Annotated in this window: 16 protein-coding genes; 10 read left to right on the top strand and 6 right to left on the bottom strand. The window is 71.5% G+C overall.

The genetic code is table 11. The annotated features are described in order from the left end of the window. Positions 1-324: 324 nt before the first annotated feature. Both ACFVYF_RS28555 and ACFVYF_RS28550 read right to left on the bottom strand, forming a co-directional pair. Positions 325-1,281, bottom strand: coding sequence for a DeoR/GlpR family DNA-binding transcription regulator (locus ACFVYF_RS28555; RefSeq protein ID WP_389459891.1), 957 nt, complete (start codon positions 1,279-1,281; stop codon positions 325-327). Positions 1,282-1,666: 385 nt separating this feature from the next. Further along, on the bottom strand, positions 1,667-3,115 hold the full coding sequence (locus ACFVYF_RS28550; protein ID WP_389459889.1) for an NAD(P)H-quinone dehydrogenase: 1,449 nt from the start codon (positions 3,113-3,115) through the stop codon (positions 1,667-1,669). A gap of 107 nt (positions 3,116-3,222) precedes the next feature. On the opposite strand from ACFVYF_RS28550, the gene ACFVYF_RS28545 reads away from it, so the two are divergent. The 3 genes from ACFVYF_RS28545 (at position 3,223) to ACFVYF_RS28535 (ending at position 6,499) form a co-directional block, all read left to right on the top strand. Further along, positions 3,223-3,660, top strand: coding sequence for a gamma-glutamylcyclotransferase (locus tag ACFVYF_RS28545; protein ID WP_389459887.1), 438 nt, complete (start codon positions 3,223-3,225; stop codon positions 3,658-3,660). Positions 3,661-3,825: 165 nt separating this feature from the next. Further along, positions 3,826-4,650 (top strand): purine-nucleoside phosphorylase, encoded by an 825-nt coding sequence (locus ACFVYF_RS28540; protein ID WP_389459886.1) that lies wholly within the window; start codon positions 3,826-3,828, stop codon positions 4,648-4,650. A 193-nt stretch (positions 4,651-4,843) separates the two neighbouring features. Continuing rightward, on the top strand, positions 4,844-6,499 hold the full coding sequence (locus tag ACFVYF_RS28535) for a phospho-sugar mutase (protein WP_389459884.1): 1,656 nt from the start codon (positions 4,844-4,846) through the stop codon (positions 6,497-6,499). 91 nt (positions 6,500-6,590) lie between these two features. On the opposite strand, the gene ACFVYF_RS28530 is transcribed toward ACFVYF_RS28535, so the two are convergent. Next, positions 6,591-8,294 (bottom strand): hypothetical protein, encoded by a 1,704-nt coding sequence (locus ACFVYF_RS28530; RefSeq protein ID WP_389459882.1) that lies wholly within the window; start codon positions 8,292-8,294, stop codon positions 6,591-6,593. A 320-nt stretch (positions 8,295-8,614) separates the two neighbouring features. Beyond that, entirely contained in the window at positions 8,615-9,256 is a 642-nt protein-coding gene (locus ACFVYF_RS28525; RefSeq protein WP_389459880.1) for a PH domain-containing protein, read from the bottom strand. Between the two features lie 111 nt (positions 9,257-9,367). Here ACFVYF_RS28525 and deoC point away from each other — a divergent pair, with 111 nt between their 5' ends. Genes deoC through ACFVYF_RS28510 form a run of 3 tightly spaced genes read left to right on the top strand, consistent with a single transcriptional unit; the run spans position 9,368 to position 12,694 of the window. Continuing rightward, the gene (gene deoC / locus ACFVYF_RS28520) at positions 9,368-10,324 is read left to right on the top strand and encodes a deoxyribose-phosphate aldolase (RefSeq protein WP_389459878.1); all 957 of its coding nucleotides are present in this window, start codon (positions 9,368-9,370) and stop codon (positions 10,322-10,324) included. A 5-nt stretch (positions 10,325-10,329) separates the two neighbouring features. After that, positions 10,330-11,766, top strand: coding sequence for an aldehyde dehydrogenase family protein (locus ACFVYF_RS28515; RefSeq protein ID WP_389459876.1), 1,437 nt, complete (start codon positions 10,330-10,332; stop codon positions 11,764-11,766). Next, positions 11,759-12,694: an aldehyde dehydrogenase family protein gene (locus ACFVYF_RS28510; RefSeq protein ID WP_389459874.1), complete on the top strand. Its 936-nt coding sequence runs from the start codon at positions 11,759-11,761 to the stop codon at positions 12,692-12,694. The genes ACFVYF_RS28515 and ACFVYF_RS28510 overlap by 8 nt, the downstream gene beginning before the upstream one ends. Before the next feature lie 154 nt (positions 12,695-12,848). On the opposite strand, the gene ACFVYF_RS28505 is transcribed toward ACFVYF_RS28510, so the two are convergent. After that, the gene (locus ACFVYF_RS28505) at positions 12,849-13,250 is read right to left on the bottom strand and encodes a hypothetical protein (protein WP_389459873.1); all 402 of its coding nucleotides are present in this window, start codon (positions 13,248-13,250) and stop codon (positions 12,849-12,851) included. 127 nt (positions 13,251-13,377) lie between these two features. Between ACFVYF_RS28505 and ACFVYF_RS28500 the strand changes: the two genes are divergently transcribed. Further along, the gene (locus ACFVYF_RS28500) at positions 13,378-14,013 is read left to right on the top strand and encodes a uridine kinase (protein ID WP_389459871.1); all 636 of its coding nucleotides are present in this window, start codon (positions 13,378-13,380) and stop codon (positions 14,011-14,013) included. Between the two features lie 229 nt (positions 14,014-14,242). On the opposite strand, the gene ACFVYF_RS28495 is transcribed toward ACFVYF_RS28500, so the two are convergent. Further along, the gene (locus ACFVYF_RS28495; RefSeq protein ID WP_389459869.1) at positions 14,243-14,980 is read right to left on the bottom strand and encodes a SigE family RNA polymerase sigma factor; all 738 of its coding nucleotides are present in this window, start codon (positions 14,978-14,980) and stop codon (positions 14,243-14,245) included. Between the two features lie 260 nt (positions 14,981-15,240). Between ACFVYF_RS28495 and afsQ1 the strand changes: the two genes are divergently transcribed. From afsQ1 to ACFVYF_RS28480, 3 genes are read left to right on the top strand one after another with little or no spacing between them, the layout of a single operon-like run. Beyond that, the gene (afsQ1, locus tag ACFVYF_RS28490) at positions 15,241-15,918 is read left to right on the top strand and encodes a two-component system response regulator AfsQ1 (protein ID WP_153288946.1); all 678 of its coding nucleotides are present in this window, start codon (positions 15,241-15,243) and stop codon (positions 15,916-15,918) included. After that, on the top strand, positions 15,915-17,480 hold the full coding sequence (locus tag ACFVYF_RS28485) for an ATP-binding protein (protein WP_389459867.1): 1,566 nt from the start codon (positions 15,915-15,917) through the stop codon (positions 17,478-17,480). The genes afsQ1 and ACFVYF_RS28485 overlap by 4 nt, the downstream gene beginning before the upstream one ends. After that, on the top strand, positions 17,477-18,097 hold the full coding sequence (locus tag ACFVYF_RS28480; RefSeq protein WP_389459865.1) for a hypothetical protein: 621 nt from the start codon (positions 17,477-17,479) through the stop codon (positions 18,095-18,097). Before ACFVYF_RS28485 ends, ACFVYF_RS28480 begins: the two co-directional genes overlap by 4 nt. Positions 18,098-18,216: the final 119 nt, after the last annotated feature.

Below are 18,216 nucleotides of genomic sequence, written 5' to 3'. Positions count from 1 at the left end.
CATCAAATGCCCGTCGCCATACGTCAGGACAGGCAAGAGAGCGCCCCCAGAAGACAGCACAGCCGGTAGGGCGACGGGCGGATGTACCGGCACGGACCCGACCCACCCACCACCGGACGGCGAACCACCCACCGGGCCCGCACAGGGCAACCCACCCACCGGGCCGGTGCAAGGCAACCCACCCACCGGGCCCGCACTGGGCAACCCACCCACCGGGCCGGCGCAAGGCGACCCACCCACCGGCACAGGGCGAACCCGGCGCAAGGGCGAACCGCTCACCGGCGCGAGGTGAACCCCGCTCAAGGCGCCCCCGCCAGCAAACCGCTAGCGGCGCCGCAAGTCCGCAACCCGCGCCCGCTCCCCCGGAGGCTGCTCCCCCAGGACGGTCGCGCTGCGCAGCTGCGCACCCGGAACCTGCCCGCGGCGCGGACCGGGCAGCGGCACATCCCGGCGCGGCTGGCGCCCCGCCGGGACCGAATCGCCACCCGCACCTCCCGCCGCCGACCCTGCCACCGCGATCTGCACACCCTGGTCCGCCAGGGCCTGCAACTCCGTGGCCGCACGATCGTCGTGCCCGGGCGGCTCGTCCGTCACCAGCCGGGTGATGACATCCGTCGGCACCGTCTGGAACATCGTGTCGGTACCGAGCTTGGTGTGATCGGCGAGGACGACGACCTCCGCGGCCGCCTGCACCAGCGCGCGATCGACGGACGCCGACAGCATGTTGGAGGTGGACAGCCCGCGCTCGGCGGTCAGACCACTCCCGGAGAGGAAGGCCCGGGACACCCGCAACCCCTGAAGGGACTGCTCCGCACCGCTCCCCACCAGCGCATAGTTGGATCCGCGCAGCGTGCCGCCGGTCATCACGACCTCGACACGGTTGGCGTGGGCCAACGCCTGGGCCACCAACAGGGAGTTGGTGACAACGGTCAGCCCGGGCACCCGCGCGAGCCGGCGAGCCAGCTCCTGCGTGGTGGTACCCGCCCCGACCACAATGGCCTCGCCCTCTTCGACGAGACCCGCGGCGAGGTCGGCGATGGCCGTCTTCTCAGCGGTCGCGAGATGTGATTTCTGCGGAAAGCCGGACTCTCGCGTGAACCCGCCCGGCAAAACCGCACCGCCGTGCCGGCGGTCGAGGAGTCCTTCTGCCTCCAGTGCGCGCACGTCCCGCCGTACGGTCACTTCGGAGGTCTGGACGACGCGGGCGAGCTCACGGAGCGACACGGCCCCGTTCGCTCGCACCATTTCGAGGATCAATTGGCGACGTTCTGCAGCGAACACGAAACTGACAGTAACCCCAACGACCGTCTGCTTTCAGCAGTTTGCGCCGAATAACAGAAGTTGTTCGCACACCAGCCCTGGGAGTGGTATACGCGCCTACTCCGCCCGCCTATGCCGCGAGAATGGTCGGCAACTCCCCGTGACCAGCGGGAAATCACCTCAGCCGGCCCGGCGCCCCGTGCGACGCCCCGCGCAGGACCCCGCGGCGCCCGCCCGGCGGTCGCACAGAACCCTCCCACGGCCGTACGGCACCTCACCCGTTTCCGTACGCCGCGTCACTTCGGACCGTTGGACCACGTGACGTCCGGACGCCAGGCGGCGTCACTCCGGACGTTCGGACCGCGTCACGTCCGGACAGGACGTCAGACCGCGTCGCGTCCGGACGTCAGCCCTCGTCCCCGGACTTCCGGGTGTGCAGCTGTCGTGCCACCTCGGCGATCGACCCCGACAGAGAGGGGTACACGGTGAACGCCTTCGCGATCTGTTCGACCGTCAGGTTGTTGTCGACCGCGAGCGAGATCGGATGGATGAGTTCGGAGGCGCGCGGCGCGACGACGACACCGCCGACCACGATCCCCGTACCCGGGCGGCAGAAGATCTTGACGAAGCCGTCGCGGATGCCCTGCATCTTGGCGCGCGGGTTGCGCAGCAGCGGCAGCTTGACGACCCGGGCGTCGATCTTGCCGGCGTCGACGTCGGCCTGGCTGTAGCCGACGGTCGCGATCTCCGGGTCGGTGAAGACGTTCGAGGAGACGGTCTTCAGGTTCAGCGGGGCGACCGCGTCGCCGAGGAAGTGGTACATGGCGATGCGGCCCTGCATGGCGGCCACGGACGCGAGGGCGAAGACGCCGGTGACGTCACCGGCGGCGTACACACCGGGCGCCGTCGTCCGCGACACCTTGTCGGTCCAGATGTGTCCGGAGTCCTTGACCCGGACGCCGGCCTCCTCCAGCCCCATGCCGCTGGAGTTCGGAATGGCGCCGACGGCCATGAGGCAGTGCGAGCCGGTGATGACCCGGCCGTCGGCGAGGGTGACCTCGACCCGGTCGCCCACCCGTTTGGCGGACTCGGCGCGGGAGCGTGCCATGACGTTCATGCCGCGGCGGCGGAAGACGTCCTCCAGGACGGCCGCGGCGTCCGGGTCCTCACCCGGCAGTACGCGATCACGGCTGGAAACGAGCGTGACGCGCGATCCGAGCGCCTGATAGGCGCCGGCGAACTCGGCACCGGTGACACCCGAGCCGACCACGATCAGCTCTTCGGGCAGTTCGTCCAGGTCGTAGACCTGGGTCCAGTTCAGGATCCGCTCGCCGTCGGGCTGGGCGTCGGGCAGCTCACGGGGGTGCCCGCCGGTCGCGATCAGCACCGCGTCGGCGACGAGGGTCTCCTCGCTCCCGTCCACGGCCCGTACGACGACCTTCCGGGACCCGTCCATGGCCTGCTGACCGTCGAGCCGGCCGCGACCGCGCAGCACCCGGGCACCCGCCCGGGTCACGGACGCCGTGATGTCGTGCGACTGGGCGAGCGCGAGGCGCTTCACGCGCCGGTTGACCTTGCCGAGGTCGACCCCGACCACCCGGGCCGCCTGCTCCATGGGAGGCGTGTCGTCGGCGACGATGATGCCGAGTTCCTCGTACGAGGAATCGAAGGTGGTCATCACCTCGGCCGTCGCGATGAGGGTCTTCGACGGGACGCAGTCGGTGAGCACCGACGCCCCGCCCAGGCCGTCGCAGTCGACGACGGTCACCTCCGCGCCGAGCTGGGCGGCCACCAGGGCCGCCTCGTATCCGCCGGGTCCGCCACCAATGATCACGATCCGAGTCACGTACTCCATTGTCCCGCACGCGCCAAGGTGCTTCTCCCCGGGGGCCGCCGCCCGTGCATTCGAGCGACTTCTGATGCACGAGAGACGTATGTCATCGCTGCCGTACCCTCGACCCCATGTCGCTCTACGCCGCGTACGCCGGCAATCTCGACCCGCGGCTCATGACGCGCCGCGCCCCGCACTCGCCGCTGCGCGCCACGGGCTGGCTGAACGACTGGCGGCTGACGTTCGGCGGCGAGCACATGGGCTGGGAGGGCGCACTGGCGACGATCGTCGAGGCACCGCGCTCGCAGGTGTTCGTGGCGCTGTACGACATCGCGTCCCTGGACGAGGACTCGATGGACCGGTGGGAGGGCGTCGGCCTGGACGTCTACCGCCGTATGCGGGTACGAGTGGACACCATGGAGGGCGAGGAGCCCGCGTGGGTGTACGTGCTGAACGGCTACGAGGGCGGCTTGCCGTCGGCGCGCTACCTGGGTGAGCTCGCCGACGCCGCGGAGTCGGCCGGGGCTCCCCACGACTACGTGATGGAGCTCCGCAAGCGGCCGTGCTGAGCCGCCACCGGCGGACGCCCGCGCCGGCCGGCCCCGACGACCGGACCTGTTCCCGCCCGTTGCCGGACCTTTCCCTCCCCTTGTTGGAAACGACAAGACAACGATCGCAAGACCGTGAGCTCTGTCATCTACGCGCGTAGGCCGGGACCGGCTACGCTCTTGCGCGTGAACGCATCTCTTCTTCCGGACGACCTCCAGGGCGACCCCTACGCCGCCGCCGACGCCGCCGCCACGCGCCTGCGTGAGCTCACGGGCGCCGAGACCCACGACGTCGCCCTTGTGATGGGCTCCGGCTGGGCACCGGCCGTGGACGCCCTCGGCGACCCCGAGGCCGAGCTCCTGGTCACCGACCTGCCCGGCTTCCCGCCCCCGGCGGTCGAGGGCCACGGCGGCAAGATCCGCTCGTACCGGACCGGTGACCGGCGCGCGCTGGTGTTCCTGGGCCGTACGCACTACTACGAGGGCCGTGGAGTCGCCGCCGTCGCGCACGGGGTGCGTACCGCCGTCGCCGCCGGCTGCAAGACCATCGTGCTGACCAACGGCTGCGGTGGTCTGCGCGAGGGCATGCGCCCCGGCCAGCCGGTCCTGATCAGCGACCACCTCAACCTCACGGCGACCTCGCCGATCGTGGGCGCGAACTTCGTCGACCTCACCGACCTGTACTCGCCGCGCCTGCGCGCCCTGTGCAAGGAGATCGACGCCAGCCTCGAAGAGGGCGTCTACGCGCAGTTCCCCGGCCCACACTACGAGACGCCGGCGGAGATCCGGATGGCCCGTGTCATCGGCGCGGACCTGGTGGGCATGTCGACCGTCCTCGAGGCCATCGCCGCGCGCGAGGCCGGGGCCGAGGTGCTCGGCATCTCGCTGGTCACCAACCTCGCCGCGGGTATGACCGGGGAGCCCCTCAACCACGAGGAGGTCCTCCAGGCCGGCCGCGACTCCGCCGCCCGGATGGGCGCGCTCCTCACCAAGGTGCTGGACCGCCTCTAGTCCCGTCCCCGCCGGGCAGTTTCAGCCCGTCCGGCGTTCGAGGACGAGCGCGTCAGCGCGATACGGGGGTCCGGGGGCTGAGCCCCCGGATACGGGAAGGGTAGGGGCGGAGGGGGCGAGACCCCCCGCCCGCACCCCCGCGAGGCACAGCGACGTACGACGAACGTACGAAGAACAGAGAGGTTGACCCGACGTGCAGGACGAACTCATCGCACGGGCCAAGGCGTGGCTGGCCGAGGACCCCGACGAGGAGACCCGCGAGGAACTCGCCAAGCTCATCGACGCCGAGGACACCCCGGAGCTCACCGCACGCTTCAGCGGCACCCTCCAGTTCGGCACCGCGGGCCTGCGTGGCGAACTCGGCGCGGGCCCGATGCGGATGAACCGTTCCGTGGTCATCCGCGCCGCCGCCGGCCTCGCCGCGTACCTCAGGAGCAAGGGGCAGACGGACGGCCTGGTCGTCATCGGCTACGACGCCCGGCACAAGTCCGCCGACTTCGCCCGCGACACCGCGGCCGTGATGACCGGCGCCGGCCTCAGGGCCGCCGTCCTCCCGCGCCCCCTGCCCACCCCGGTCCTGGCCTTCGCCATAAGGCACCTCGGCGCGGTCGCGGGCGTGGAGGTCACCGCCAGCCACAACCCGCCCCGGGACAACGGCTACAAGGTCTACCTCGGCTCGGGCTCCCAGATCGTGCCCCCGGCGGACGCGGAGATCGCGGCGGAGATCGACGCCGTCCGCGCCCTCGCCGACGTTCCCCGCCCGGACTCCGGCTGGGAGACCCTCGACGACAGCGTCCTGAACGCCTATCTGGCCCGCACGGACGCCGTCCTCTCCCCGGACTCCCCCCGCACCGCGCGCACCGTCTACACGGCCATGCACGGCGTCGGCAAGGACACGCTCCTCGCGGCCTTCGCCCGGGCCGGCTTCCCGGAGCCCGTCCTCGTCGCCGAGCAGGCGGAACCCGACCCGGACTTCCCCACGGTCGCGTTCCCGAACCCGGAGGAGCCGGGTGCGATGGACCTGGCCTTCGCCAAGGCCCGCGAGGTCGAGCCCGACCTGATCATCGCGAACGACCCGGACGCGGACCGCTGTGCGGCGGCGGTGAAGGACGGCGCCGAGTGGCGCATGCTCCTCGGCGACGAGGTCGGCGCGCTGCTCGCCGAGCACCTGGTCCGCAGGGGCGCGCGCGGCACGTTCGCCGAGTCGATCGTCTCCTCCTCCCTCCTCGGCCGGATCGCCGAGAAGGCGGGCCTGCCGTACGAGGAGACGCTGACCGGCTTCAAGTGGATCGCCCGGGTGGACGGCCTGCGGTACGGCTACGAGGAGGCGCTCGGTTACTGCGTCGACCCCGAGGGCGTCCGCGACAAGGACGGCATCACGGCGGCCCTGCTCATCGCCGAGCTCGCCTCGGAGCTCAAGGCCGGGTCCGCCGACGGCTCGGTCGCGGGCGGCCGTACGCTCCTCGACCTGCTCGACGACATCGCGGTCGCGTACGGCCTGCACGCCACGGACCAGCTGTCGGTGCGCGTGGAGGACCTCTCCCTGATCGCGCGGGCCATGCAGCGCCTGCGCGAGGAGCCGCCGACGCGGCTCGCGGGTCTGGCGATCACGAAGTCCGAGGACCTCACCCAGGGCACGGACAAGCTGCCGCCGACGGACGGTCTGCGCTACACGCTGGACGGCGCCCGCGTCATCGTCCGCCCGAGCGGCACGGAACCGAAGCTGAAGTGCTACCTGGAGGTCGTGGTGCCGGTGGCCACCCACGACGACCTCCCCGAGGCCCGCGCCAAGGCCGCGGACCTGCTGGCCAGGATCAAGCAGGACCTGGCGGCGGCAGCCGGCATCTGAGCCACCGCACCACGCAAACCCCGCACCGCGGAAGCCCCGGCCAGCAGGATCGGCCGGGGCTTCCGCGGTTCCTACGGGCAAGGTGCTCCGTCTACGGCACGAACACGAGCAGCGCCGCCCACACGACCGCGCCGGCCAGGCCCAGCGGCCACAGCGGGCGCCCGCGTTCCCGCTCGGCGCTCTCGCCGGTCGGCCGCAGCGCCGGGTCCCGCCACAGGGCGGTGATCTCGGCGGCCACCCGCTCGTAGGGGTGGACCGAGCGCAGCCGCCGCTCCAGCCACGGCCACCGCGGACCGTGGGCGGTCCACTCGGCGAACGAGGCGCGGCGGCTGTCCAGCTTGAGCCGGGTGCCCCGGCACTCGACGGTCCGTATGTGCTCCCAGGCGATGTGCTGCGTCCGGCGCAGACCGTTGAACCACAGTCCCGAGGCGTCGGCGGTGATGCGCCAGGCGAGCTTGCGGGGCAGGAGCAGTGCGCCGCCGAGGCCGAGCACGGCACCGGGGCCGTAGCGCCACAGGCCCGGCTGGCCCCAGCAGAGGAGGCAGCCCCACAGCACGAGGAACGCGACGCCGAGCCGGTCCGGCCAACCCGCCCGCCAGCGCCGTACCGGCCCGGCGCCGGCCTCGACCGCCGCCACGGCCGCCGCGCGCCGCTCCTCGTCCGCAGCCTCGCGGGCCGCGGCACGCGACTGCGCGGTGCTACGACGTCGGGCGGCACCCTCCGACAGCGGACGCACCGGACCCGTCGACCAGGCCGTGACCGGCCGTTTGCCCGGCTCCTTCGCGGCGCCGACGAGGAGGACTTCGGCGCCGTCCCAGGGCGCCCCGTGGAGAACGGCCTCGCGCAGCGGACCGGGAAAGCCGTCGAGGAGCGCGTCGAGATCCAGTTCGGGCGGATCCCCTTCGAGCGGATTCCCTTCGAGCGGATTCCCTTCGAGCGGATCCCTTGTGTCCGCATCCGTTTCATCCGCGGCGTCGGCCGTGTCCCAGTCCCGCAGGGAGACGGTGAACAGCGGTCGCCGGCCCGCGCTGTCGTCCGCGGCGAAGATCTCCGTGTCCCCGTCGGCGTCATGGCGCGCGAGCACCCGCAGAACGGGCCCCGGGGCCCGCCGCAGCACGACGGTCCGGCGGCGGCCCAGCAGACCGGACAGGGCGATGGTCAGCCCCAGGCCGATCACGAACCATCCGGCCGTCCGGATGCCCTGTCCGTCGCCGGCGAGCTCCCACCGGCCCGCGGTCGCCGCCACCGCGCCGCCGAGAACCGACAGCAGCAGCCCGGAGGAGAGCAGGAACGTCCCCCGCTCCAGCGGTTGGCCGGCGCCCGGCGGCTCCGCCGTCACGCCCCCGGCCGCCGCCAGGGCCGCCGCCCGCTGCCGCGTCCGTGCCCGCAGCCGCGCCTCGGCCACCACCCAGGAGACGACCGGCACCGCGGCCAACGGCACGGCCACCGCCCACGGCAGCGCGGGCCGCGGCCAGGCGAGGGCGATGAGGAGGACGACCAGCGCGGGAGCCGAGAACCGTACGATCTCGGGCCGTGCCACCGCCCAGACCACCTGGAGGGCGAGCAGCGCGGCCACCCAGGGACGGACGTCCGCGAGCGTCGTCAGGAAGTAGCCCGCGAGCGGGGCGAGGACGGTCAGCGCCGTCACATACCGCGCCCGGGCCCCCACCGGCACCCAGCCCGGCGGCAGCGCGTCCGTCCAGCCGCGCGCCCGCTCACCGTCCCAGGCGCGGCAGCCGTCGGGGACCGCGGACCGGGGCAGCCGCAGCGGCTCCCCCTCAAGATTCGTATGCATCGCTTTCCAGACCCTCGGGACTCCGACGTGGCGGGTCCGGACCGCGTCCTGGGCTCCCGACGGCCCGCGATGGCACCCGAGACGGCCCTGCTGGCCCCCGATCACCGTCCCGGCCCCCGGGGGAGCTGTGAACCCGGCACCCGGCCCCTGCGGGCAGCTGAGCAAAAACCACCGAGCGACCGGCTGCCCCCGGCCACTCAGCCCGGCACCGGCCGGCTCAACCCGGCACAGGCCGTTCAACACGAGACCCGCGGCCGGCTCAACCCGGCACAGGCCGTTCAACACGAGACCCGCGGCCGGTTCAACCCGGCACAGGCCGTTCAGCCCATCAGCAGCAGGATCACCAGCAGCACCGCTCCCGCGACCGCGGGTCCCACCACCTCGTACGCCCAGCGCACCGTGACCTCGCCCTGGGAGGTCTGCGCCGCGGCCCGGGTGCCGGCGAGTTCGCGCAGGTCGTCCATGATCTGGTCGCCCTGGGCGCGGGGGGACTCGGTCGCGATCGCGGACGTACGGCCGCTGCTGTCCGCCGCTGCGCCGCGGGCCTGCCGCCTGGCCGCGCGCTTGCGGCCACGCAGCGAGACGGGTACCGCCCACAGTTGGTACTTGGTGCCGGAGGCGTCGATGACCTCGTTCGAGTATCCGGAGCGCAGCGAGGCGACGGTGGCCCAGGGCAGCACGATCAGGCGGAACGGATTGCGCACGCGCAGCCGGTCCTCGTTCGCGTAGACGGCCGGGCGCAGGGTGAAGGCGACCACCAGCGGGACGAGCAGGATCAGCGAGGCGAGGGCCAGCCAGGGCGTGCGCCCGTGCCCGGCGATCAGCGCGTCGATGCCCAGCCAGCCCGCGATGGCGAGCAGCAGCACGCCGCCCGCGATACCCGCGGGCGACCGGTAGATCCGGTCCGGCGACTGGGGTCGCGAGGCGTCGGATGCGGGAGACTGGTGGTCCGGGGTCGTCATGGCCTCGATTCTGCCCGACAGGGGTGACTGTGCCCGTATCCGGTGGCCGAGCTCACTTCCACCACCGGGGTGTACAGCCGCTACGCGCGTAGATATGCTCCCCTCGTGACCATGCCCACCACTGCATCCGCTGCTCATGCACTCACGGACGTCGCCGCGTCCGACAGCACGCTGCGCCGCTTCCTCCACGGGCTGCCCGGCGTCGACGCGGTCGGCCTGGAGGCGCGCGCCGCCTCGCTCGGCACCCGTTCCATCAAGACCACCGCGAAGGCGTACGCGATCGACCTCGCCATCTCGATGGTCGATCTGACGACGCTGGAAGGCGCGGACACCGCAGGCAAGGTGCGGGCGCTCGGCGCCAAGGCGGTCCACCCGGACCCGACGGACCGCACGGCACCCAGCACCGCCGCCGTCTGCGTCTACCCCGACATGGTGACCGCCGCCAGGGAAGCCGTCGCCGGCTCCGGCGTGCAGGTCGCCTCGGTCGCCACCGCGTTCCCCGCGGGACGCGCCGCGCTGGACGTGAAGCTGGCCGACGTGCGCGACGCGGTCGCCGCGGGGGCCGACGAGATCGACATGGTCATCGACCGCGGCGCCTTCCTCGCGGGCAACTACCTGAAGGTGTACGAGGAGATCGTCGCCGTGAAGGAGGCCTCCGGCGCCGCGCGTCTGAAGGTCATCTTCGAGACCGGCGAGCTGTCGACGTACGACAACATCCGGCGGGCGAGCTGGCTCGGGATGCTGGCCGGGGCCGACTTCATCAAGACGTCGACCGGCAAGGTCGCGGTGAACGCGACGCCCGCCAACACCCTGCTCATGCTGGAGGCCGTCCGCGACTTCCGCGCGCAGACCGGGGTACAGATCGGCGTGAAGCCCGCCGGCGGCATCCGCACCTCCAAGGACGCCATCAAGTTCCTGGTCCTGGTGAACGAGACCGCGGGCGCGGACTGGCTGGACAACCACTGGTTCCGCTTCGGCGCGTCCTCGCTCCTGAACGACCTGCTGATGCAGCGTCAGAAGCTGGCCACCGGCCGCTACTCCGGCCCCGACTACGTGACGGTGGACTGATCACCATGGCATCCGCATTCGAGTACGCACCGGCGCCCGAGTCCCGCTCCGTCGTCGACATCGCCCCGTCGTACGGGCTCTTCATCGACGGCGAGTTCACCGAGGCCGCCGACGGCAAGGTCTTCAAGACCGTCTCCCCGAGCACCGAAGAGGTCCTCTCCGAGATCGCCCAGGCCGGCACCGAAGACGTCGACCGTGCCGTGAAGGCCGCCCGCAGGGCCTTCGTGAAGTGGTCGGCGCTGCCCGGCTCCGAGCGCGCCAAGTACCTGTTCCGCATCGCCCGGATCATCCAGGAGCGCAGCCGCGAACTGGCCGTCCTGGAGACCCTGGACAACGGCAAGCCCATCAAGGAGACCCGCGACGCGGACCTCCCCCTGGTCGCCGCGCACTTCTTCTACTACGCGGGCTGGGCCGACAAGCTCGACCACGCCGGCTTCGGCGCGAACCCGCGCCCGCTGGGCGTGGCGGGCCAGGTCATCCCCTGGAACTTCCCGCTCCTGATGCTGGCGTGGAAGATCGCCCCGGCCCTGGCGACCGGCAACACGGTCGTCCTCAAGCCGGCCGAGACGACCCCGCTCTCCGCCCTCTTCTTCGCGGACATCTGCCGCCAGGCGGGTCTGCCCAGGGGCGTCGTCAACATCCTTCCGGGGTACGGCGACACGGGCGCCGCGCTCGTCGAGCACCCGGACGTGAACAAGGTGGCCTTCACCGGCTCCACCGCCGTCGGCAAGGCGATCGCGCGCCAGGTCGCGGGCACGCGCAAGAAGGTCACGCTCGAACTCGGCGGCAAGGGCGCGAACATCGTCTTCGACGACGCCCCCATCGACCAGGCCGTCGAGGGCATCGTCACCGGCATCTTCTTCAACCAGGGCCAGGTGTGCTGCGCCGGCTCCCGGCTCCTCGTCCAGGAGTCGATCCAGGACGAGCTGCTGGACTCGCTCAAGCGCCGGCTGTCGACCCTGCGCCTCGGCGACCCGCTCGACAAGAACACGGACATCGGCGCGATCAACTCCGCCGAGCAGCTGTCCCGCATCACCACGCTCGTCGAGCAGGGCGAGGCGGAGGGCGCCGAGCGCTGGTCCGCGCCCTGCGAACTCCCCTCCGCCGGCTACTGGTTCGCCCCGACGCTCTTCACGAACGTCACCCAGGCACACACCATCGCCCGCGACGAGATCTTCGGCCCGGTGCTGTCGGTCCTCAGCTTCCGGACGCCCGACGAGGCCGTGGCCAAGGCCAACAACAGCCAGTACGGCCTCTCCGCCGGCATCTGGACGGAGAAGGGCTCCCGCATCCTCGCGGTCGCGGGCAAGCTCCGCGCGGGCGTCATCTGGTCCAACACGTTCAACAAGTTCGATCCGACCTCGCCGTTCGGCGGCTACAAGGAGTCGGGCTTCGGCCGCGAGGGCGGCCGCCACGGCCTGGAGGCGTACCTCGATGTCTGAGAAGTCCGAGAAGACTGTGAAGCCCGAGAAGCCCGAGAAGTCGGAACAGAACCGTCTGGGCGTCTTCAAGACCTACAAGCTGTACGTCGGGGGCAAGTTCCCCCGCAGCGAGAGCGGCCGGGTGTACGAGGTGACGGACTCGAAGGGCAAGTGGCTGGCCAACGCGCCGCAGGCGAGCCGCAAGGACGCCCGTGACGCGGTGGTCGCCGCGCGCAAGGCGTTCGGCGGCTGGTCCGGCGCGACCGCGTACAACCGCGGCCAGATCCTCTACCGCGTCGCCGAGATGCTGGAGGGCCGCAAGGACCAGTTCGTCCGGGAGGTCGCGGACGCCGAGGGCCTGTCGAAGGCGAAGGCGGCCGCGGTCGTCGACGCGGCCATCGACCGCTGGGTCTGGTACGCGGGCTGGACCGACAAGATCGCCCAGGTGACCGGCGGCGCCAACCCGGTGGCGGGCCCGTACTTCAACCTCTCCACCCCGGAGCCGACGGGCGTGGTCACCGTCCTGGCCCCGCAGGAGTCGTCCTTCCTGGGCCTGGTCTCGGTGATCGCCCCGGTGATCGCGACCGGCAACACGGTCGTCGTGATCGCCAGCGAGCGCTCCCCGCTCCCGGCGCTGTCGCTGGGCGAGGTGCTGGCCACCTCCGACCTGCCCGGCGGAGTCGTCAACGTCCTGTCCGGCCGGACGGCGGAGATCGCCGCGCCGCTCGCCGCGCACCAGGACGTCAACGCGATCGATCTCGCGGGCGCCGACGACGTACTCGCGAAGGAGCTGGAGATCGCGGCCGCGGACAACCTCAAGCGGGTCGTCCGTCCACAGGCTGTGGATTATTCGGCGACACCGGGCATCGAGCGCCTCACGGCCTTCCTGGAGACGAAGACGGTCTGGCACCCGACGGGTGCCCTGGGCGTCTCCGGCTCGTCCTACTGAGCCGCACCACGGCGGCCTGAGCCGCACCCGGCAAGCCGTACGAGGCCGTTCGCGGCCTCCCTGGTTCCGGGACCCCGATCCGTGTCCCCGGGGTCCCGTTCGCCGGAGAGCCGCGCTTCCCCTCCGTCCAGGGGGAGCGCGGCTCTCTGCTCGTTCAGTGCAGCAGCCCGGCGACCTGGCCGACCACGGGGATGCTGCTCACCGAGGGGGCCTGCGCCAGCGGTCCCGTGAGGGCCTGCGACGACAGCGGCTTGAAGTCGGCGAGTTGCGTACCGATCCCGTTGTCGAGGGGGTCGACTCCCGTACCCGCCAGCGGGTTGGGCTTCAGACCCTCGAGCGGTCCCGTGACGTACCGCACCGTCCCGGTCAGCGCGGCGAGCCCGGCCTGCGGGTCGATGTTGCCGAGCGAGCTGGGCCGGGTGCGCATCACGTCGAGGACGGGCTCGGCGTCCGCGGCGGCCGTGCCCGCACCCGCTCCGAGGGCCGCGCCCGCCGTCGCGAGGGCTGCCAGAGCGCGCTGGGCGGTCTGCTTCTTCAGGGGTGCGTGTCGTGCCATGGCTGGTGCCACCTTCTGCTGCGCAAGGTAATCAGGTCGACACGTAGGGTAGTTGAGGTGTGATGTGCGCACCAACGGCGACCCGCGGGGTCGGCACGGACGGCGTGATGCCGCACACTGAACTCTCGTGAGTTCCCATCCGCCCATACCCGCCCGCGTCGTGCTGCTCTCCGGCCCGTCCGGCTCCGGGAAGTCCCTCCTCGCCGCCCGCTCGGGCCTGCCCGTGCTGCGGCTCGACGACTTCTACAAGGAGGGCACGGACCCGACCCTGCCCCAGGTGGAGGGGAGTTCCGACATCGACTGGGACCACCCGCTGTCCTGGGACGCGGACACCGCGGTCGCCGCCGTCACCGAGCTGTGCCGCACGGGTCGTACGACCATCCCCGTGTACGACATCTCGCTGAGCGCGCGCACCGGCGAGGAGACGCTCCACCTCGACCGGACCCCGCTGTTCATCGCCGAGGGCATCTTCGCCGCCGAGATCGTCGGGCGCTGCCGGGAACTCGGCGTGCTGGCCGACGCGCTGTGCCTGACCCGCGGCCCGGTCACCACCTTCCGGCGCCGCTTCCTGCGGGATCTCAGGGAGGGCCGCAAGTCCGTCCCGTTCCTGCTGCGCCGCGGCTGGCGGCTGATGCGCGCCGAGCGTTCGATCGTGGCCCGGCAGCGAGCCCTGGGCGCCCACGCGTGTGACCGGGACGAGGCACTGGGACGGCTGGCGAACGCGGCGGCGGGACGGTGCGTGATGACGAGGAGCGCGGTCTGACGGACGTACGCGCGCCCCGGTGACACCACCGGGACACGCACGACCGTCACCGGCCCCCGACACGAACGCACACGAAAACGGGACTGGACGGACCCCCCGGCCCTCCAGTCCCGCCTCTTCGTGCTCCCCCGTGCTTACCCCCGTGGTCCCCCGACCCCGGCGGTTCCCCCCGGTACCGCTCCCCCGATTCCCCCCGGTACTTCCCCCGTTACCTGCTCCCCCCGGACCTTCAGGCGACAAGCTCCCCGAAGGACTCTTCCTCGTCACGGCCGAAGCTGAGGACCTCGTCCTCGCGCAGCCGGCGGAGCGACCGCCAGATGCTGGACTTCACCGTGCCGACACTGATGTCGAGGATCTCCGCGATCTCCGGGTCCGTGCGGCCCTCGTAGTAACGGAGGACCAGCATGGTGCGCTGGAGTTCGGGCAGCCGGGCGAGCGCCTGCCACAGCACGGCGCGCAGCTCGGTGCCGCGCATCGCGTCCGTGTCACCGGCGGTCTCCGGCAGTTCCTCGGTCGGGTACTCGTTCAGCTTGCGGCGGCGCCACGCGCTGATGTGCAGATTGGTCATGGTGCGGCGGAGGTAGCCCCCGACCGCGGCCTTGTCACTGATCCGGTCCCAGGCCCGGTACGTCGAGAACAGCGCGCTCTGCAGCAGGTCCTCGGCCTCGAAGCGGTCACCGGTCAGGTGATAGGCGGTTGCGTAGAGGGAGGCGCGGCGCTCCTGGACGTAGGCGGTGAACTCCGCTTCCGACACCGAGCGCCGCTCCCCCGTGACCTCCCCGTACGCGGCTCCCCCGTGAGCCTGTCCCCCCGCGTCAACCACCGTCATGTACGACCCGGTGTGCTGACGCCCGGTGCCGCGAGCGCACCCCCGCCCGCTCACGGCACCGGACTTCTCTGCGCTCCGGACGACGTCGTGAAGACGCGTGACCACTGCGCTTGTGCTCGTGCTGTGCAGCGTGTTCATCTCGCGCCCCCCGTCGTGGAGTCCGGTTTCCCTGCCTGCCGTGCTTGTGTCGAAAAGCTTGCCCGGGGCACTTCATGGACGTGTCCGCCGACTGTCACAGACGTGTCACAGGGGTCCTCCCCAGGCGCGTCACAGGGCGATCACAGAGAAGCGCCGTATGACTACGCAGACAGCCCCCGAGGCCCTGCTTCTGTGCAGGAGATGGATGGGAGCGCTCCAACGGTCGATACACCACCGTTCGATGGGCCAGAATGACGTCCGTGCCTTCCCTGTTGCTGATCGAGGACGACGACGCCATCCGGACGGCCCTGGAGCTCTCTTTGACGCGCCAGGGACACCGGGTGGCCACCGCTGCCACCGGCGAGGACGGTCTGAAGCTGCTGCGCGAGCAGCGGCCGGACCTGATCGTGCTGGACGTGATGCTGCCCGGCATCGACGGATTCGAGGTGTGCCGGCGCATTCGGCGCACGGACCAGCTGCCGATCATCCTGCTGACCGCGCGGAGCGACGACATCGACGTGGTGGTCGGACTGGAGTCCGGCGCCGACGACTATGTCGTCAAACCCGTGCAGGGGCGTGTCCTCGACGCCCGGATCCGGGCCGTGCTGCGGCGCGGCGAGCGCGAGGCGAACGACTCGGCTTCGTTCGGTTCCCTGGTCATCGACCGGGCGGCGATGACGGTCACCAAGAACGGCGAGGATCTGCAACTGACGCCCACCGAGCTGCGGTTGCTCCTGGAGCTCAGCCGCCGGCCCGGGCAGGCGCTGTCCCGCCAGCAGTTGCTGCGGCTGGTCTGGGAGCACGACTACCTGGGCGACTCGCGTCTGGTCGACGCGTGCGTCCAGCGGCTGCGCGCGAAGGTGGAGGACGTCCCGTCGTCGCCCACCCTGATCCGTACCGTGCGCGGCGTCGGCTACCGGCTGGACAGCCCTCAGTGACCAAACCGCAGGACAAGCTCCGCGGCTGGGCCGCGGCGCGCAAGGCGATACTGGCGGGTCTGCGCTTCACCAGCCTGCGGCTGCGCCTGGTCCTGGTGTTCGGGCTGGTGGCGCTCACGGCGGCCGTGTCCGCGTCCGGCATCGCCTACTGGCTCAACCGGGAAGCCGTGCTGACGCGCACCCAGGACGCGGTGCTGCGCGACTTCCAGCAGGAGATGCAGAACCGCGCGAGCGCGCTGCGCCTGCACCCGACGCAGGACGAACTGCAGCACACCGCGGGGCAGATGGCGAACAGCAGTCAGCGCTTCAGTGTGCTGCTGGTCGCCGACGACGAGGACGGCAAGGTCGTCACCGGGAACTCCGATCTGGACGCCTTCACCCTGGAGGACGTACCGAAGTCCCTCCAGAAGGCGGTCAACAAGAAGCAGTCGATCTCCTCGAACAACAAGTACGCGTACCACCTGTACTGGCAGCGGATCGTCGATCACGACAAGCCGTATCTGGTGGCGGGCACGAAGGTGATCGGCGGCGGCCCGACGGGTTATCTGCTCAAGTCCCTGGAGCCGGAGGCGAAGGACCTCAACTCTCTCGCCTGGTCTCTGGGCATCGCCACGGGTCTGGCACTGATCGGTTCGGCGCTCCTCGCGCAGGCCGCCGCGACCACGGTCCTCAAGCCGGTCCACCGCCTGGGCATCGCCGCCCGGCGCATCGGCGAAGGCAAGCTCGACACCCGTCTGCGGGTGTCCGGCACGGACGAACTCGCCGATCTCTCCCGCACGTTCAACCACACGGCGGAAGCGCTCGAGAAGCGGGTGGCCGACATGAGCGCCCGGGACGAGGCGTCCCGCCGCTTCGTCGCGGACATGTCCCACGAACTCCGTACGCCGCTCACCGCCATCACCGCCGTGACGGAGATCCTCGAAGAGGAACTGGACGCGGAGACCGGCAGCGTCGACCCGATGATCGAGCCGGCCGTACGCCTCGTCGTCAGCGAGACCCGCCGGCTGAACGACCTGGTCGAGAACCTGATGGAGGTCACCCGCTTCGACGCGGGCACGGCGCGCCTGGTCGTCGACAACGTGGACATCGCCGACCAGATCACCGCGTGCATCGACGCGCGGGCCTGGCTGGACGCGGTGGACCTGGACGCCGAGCGCGGCATGATGGTCCGTCTCGATCCGCGCCGGCTCGACGTCATTCTGGCGAACCTGATCGGCAACGCCCTCAAGCACGGCGGCTCCCCGGTCCGGGTCTCCGTCCGCAGGGAGGAGACGGATCTGGTGATCGAGGTCCAGGACCACGGTCCGGGTATCCCCGAGGACGTCCTCCCGCATGTCTTCGACCGCTTCTACAAGGCGAGCGCGTCCCGCCCCCGCTCCGAGGGCAGCGGCCTCGGCCTCTCGATCGCCCTGGAGAACGCGCACATCCACGGCGGCGAGATCACGGCGGCGAACTCGCCCAAGGGCGGCGCGGTCTTCACCCTGCGCCTGCCCCAGGACACCTCGGCACTGCTCGCCGACGACCATCGGGACGCGAACGGCACGGAGGGGAACGCCGGATGAGGGCACGACTTCGAGGCGTACGTCCCCTGCTCGCGCTTCCGCTGTTGGCCGCGCTGCTCACGGGGTGCGGGATCCGGTCGACGCAGGTCCCCACGGACTTCGGGCCCGCGCCCTCCCGGGTCCCGTGTGCCCTGTCGGGTACGGACATCTCCACCCAGTCGGCGCCCGGCGTCCCGGTCCAGGTCTTCCTGCTGTGCTCCTCCCAGCTCGTCACCGTGGACCGCTCGGTCCGCATTCCCGACGGTACGGCGGAGGCGCAGCGCCGGGTGCTGGTCGCCCAGGGCCTCCTGGACAAGCTCGCGGAGAAGCCCTCGACGCCCGAGACGCAGGCCGGCTACACGACGGACGTACACGGCGGTACGCGGGTGAGTGGCCCCGGTCCCAAGGACCCCGAGAACACCTTCCGGCTGAGCACACCCCCGGAAAACCTCACGTCGTACGCCCTCGCCCAGATCATCTGCACCTTCGCCAACTCCGAGGCCACCGCCGCCGACGACGGCTCCGTCATCCTCGGCGGCCCCTCCACCCAGCCCCTCCACCGCTACACATGCACCACAGAGGTCCGCTCCCGCCCGGGCACGGAATCTCCTCCGTCCACAGAGGTCAACCCGAACTGACCAGCCAGCGGGCCGCACGCCGCCATGATGGCCCGCTCCCCCCACGCACCCGCAGCCGCCCACGGACCCGACCCACCCACCACCGGACGGCGAACGGCGAACGGCGAACGAGTGTGACC

It is taken from the genome of Streptomyces sp. NPDC058274, from assembly GCF_042881375.1.
GTDB lineage: Bacteria > Actinomycetota > Actinomycetes > Streptomycetales > Streptomycetaceae > Streptomyces.
Note: the sequence above shows the minus strand (reverse complement) of the source record. Positions and strands in the feature narration are given on the sequence as shown.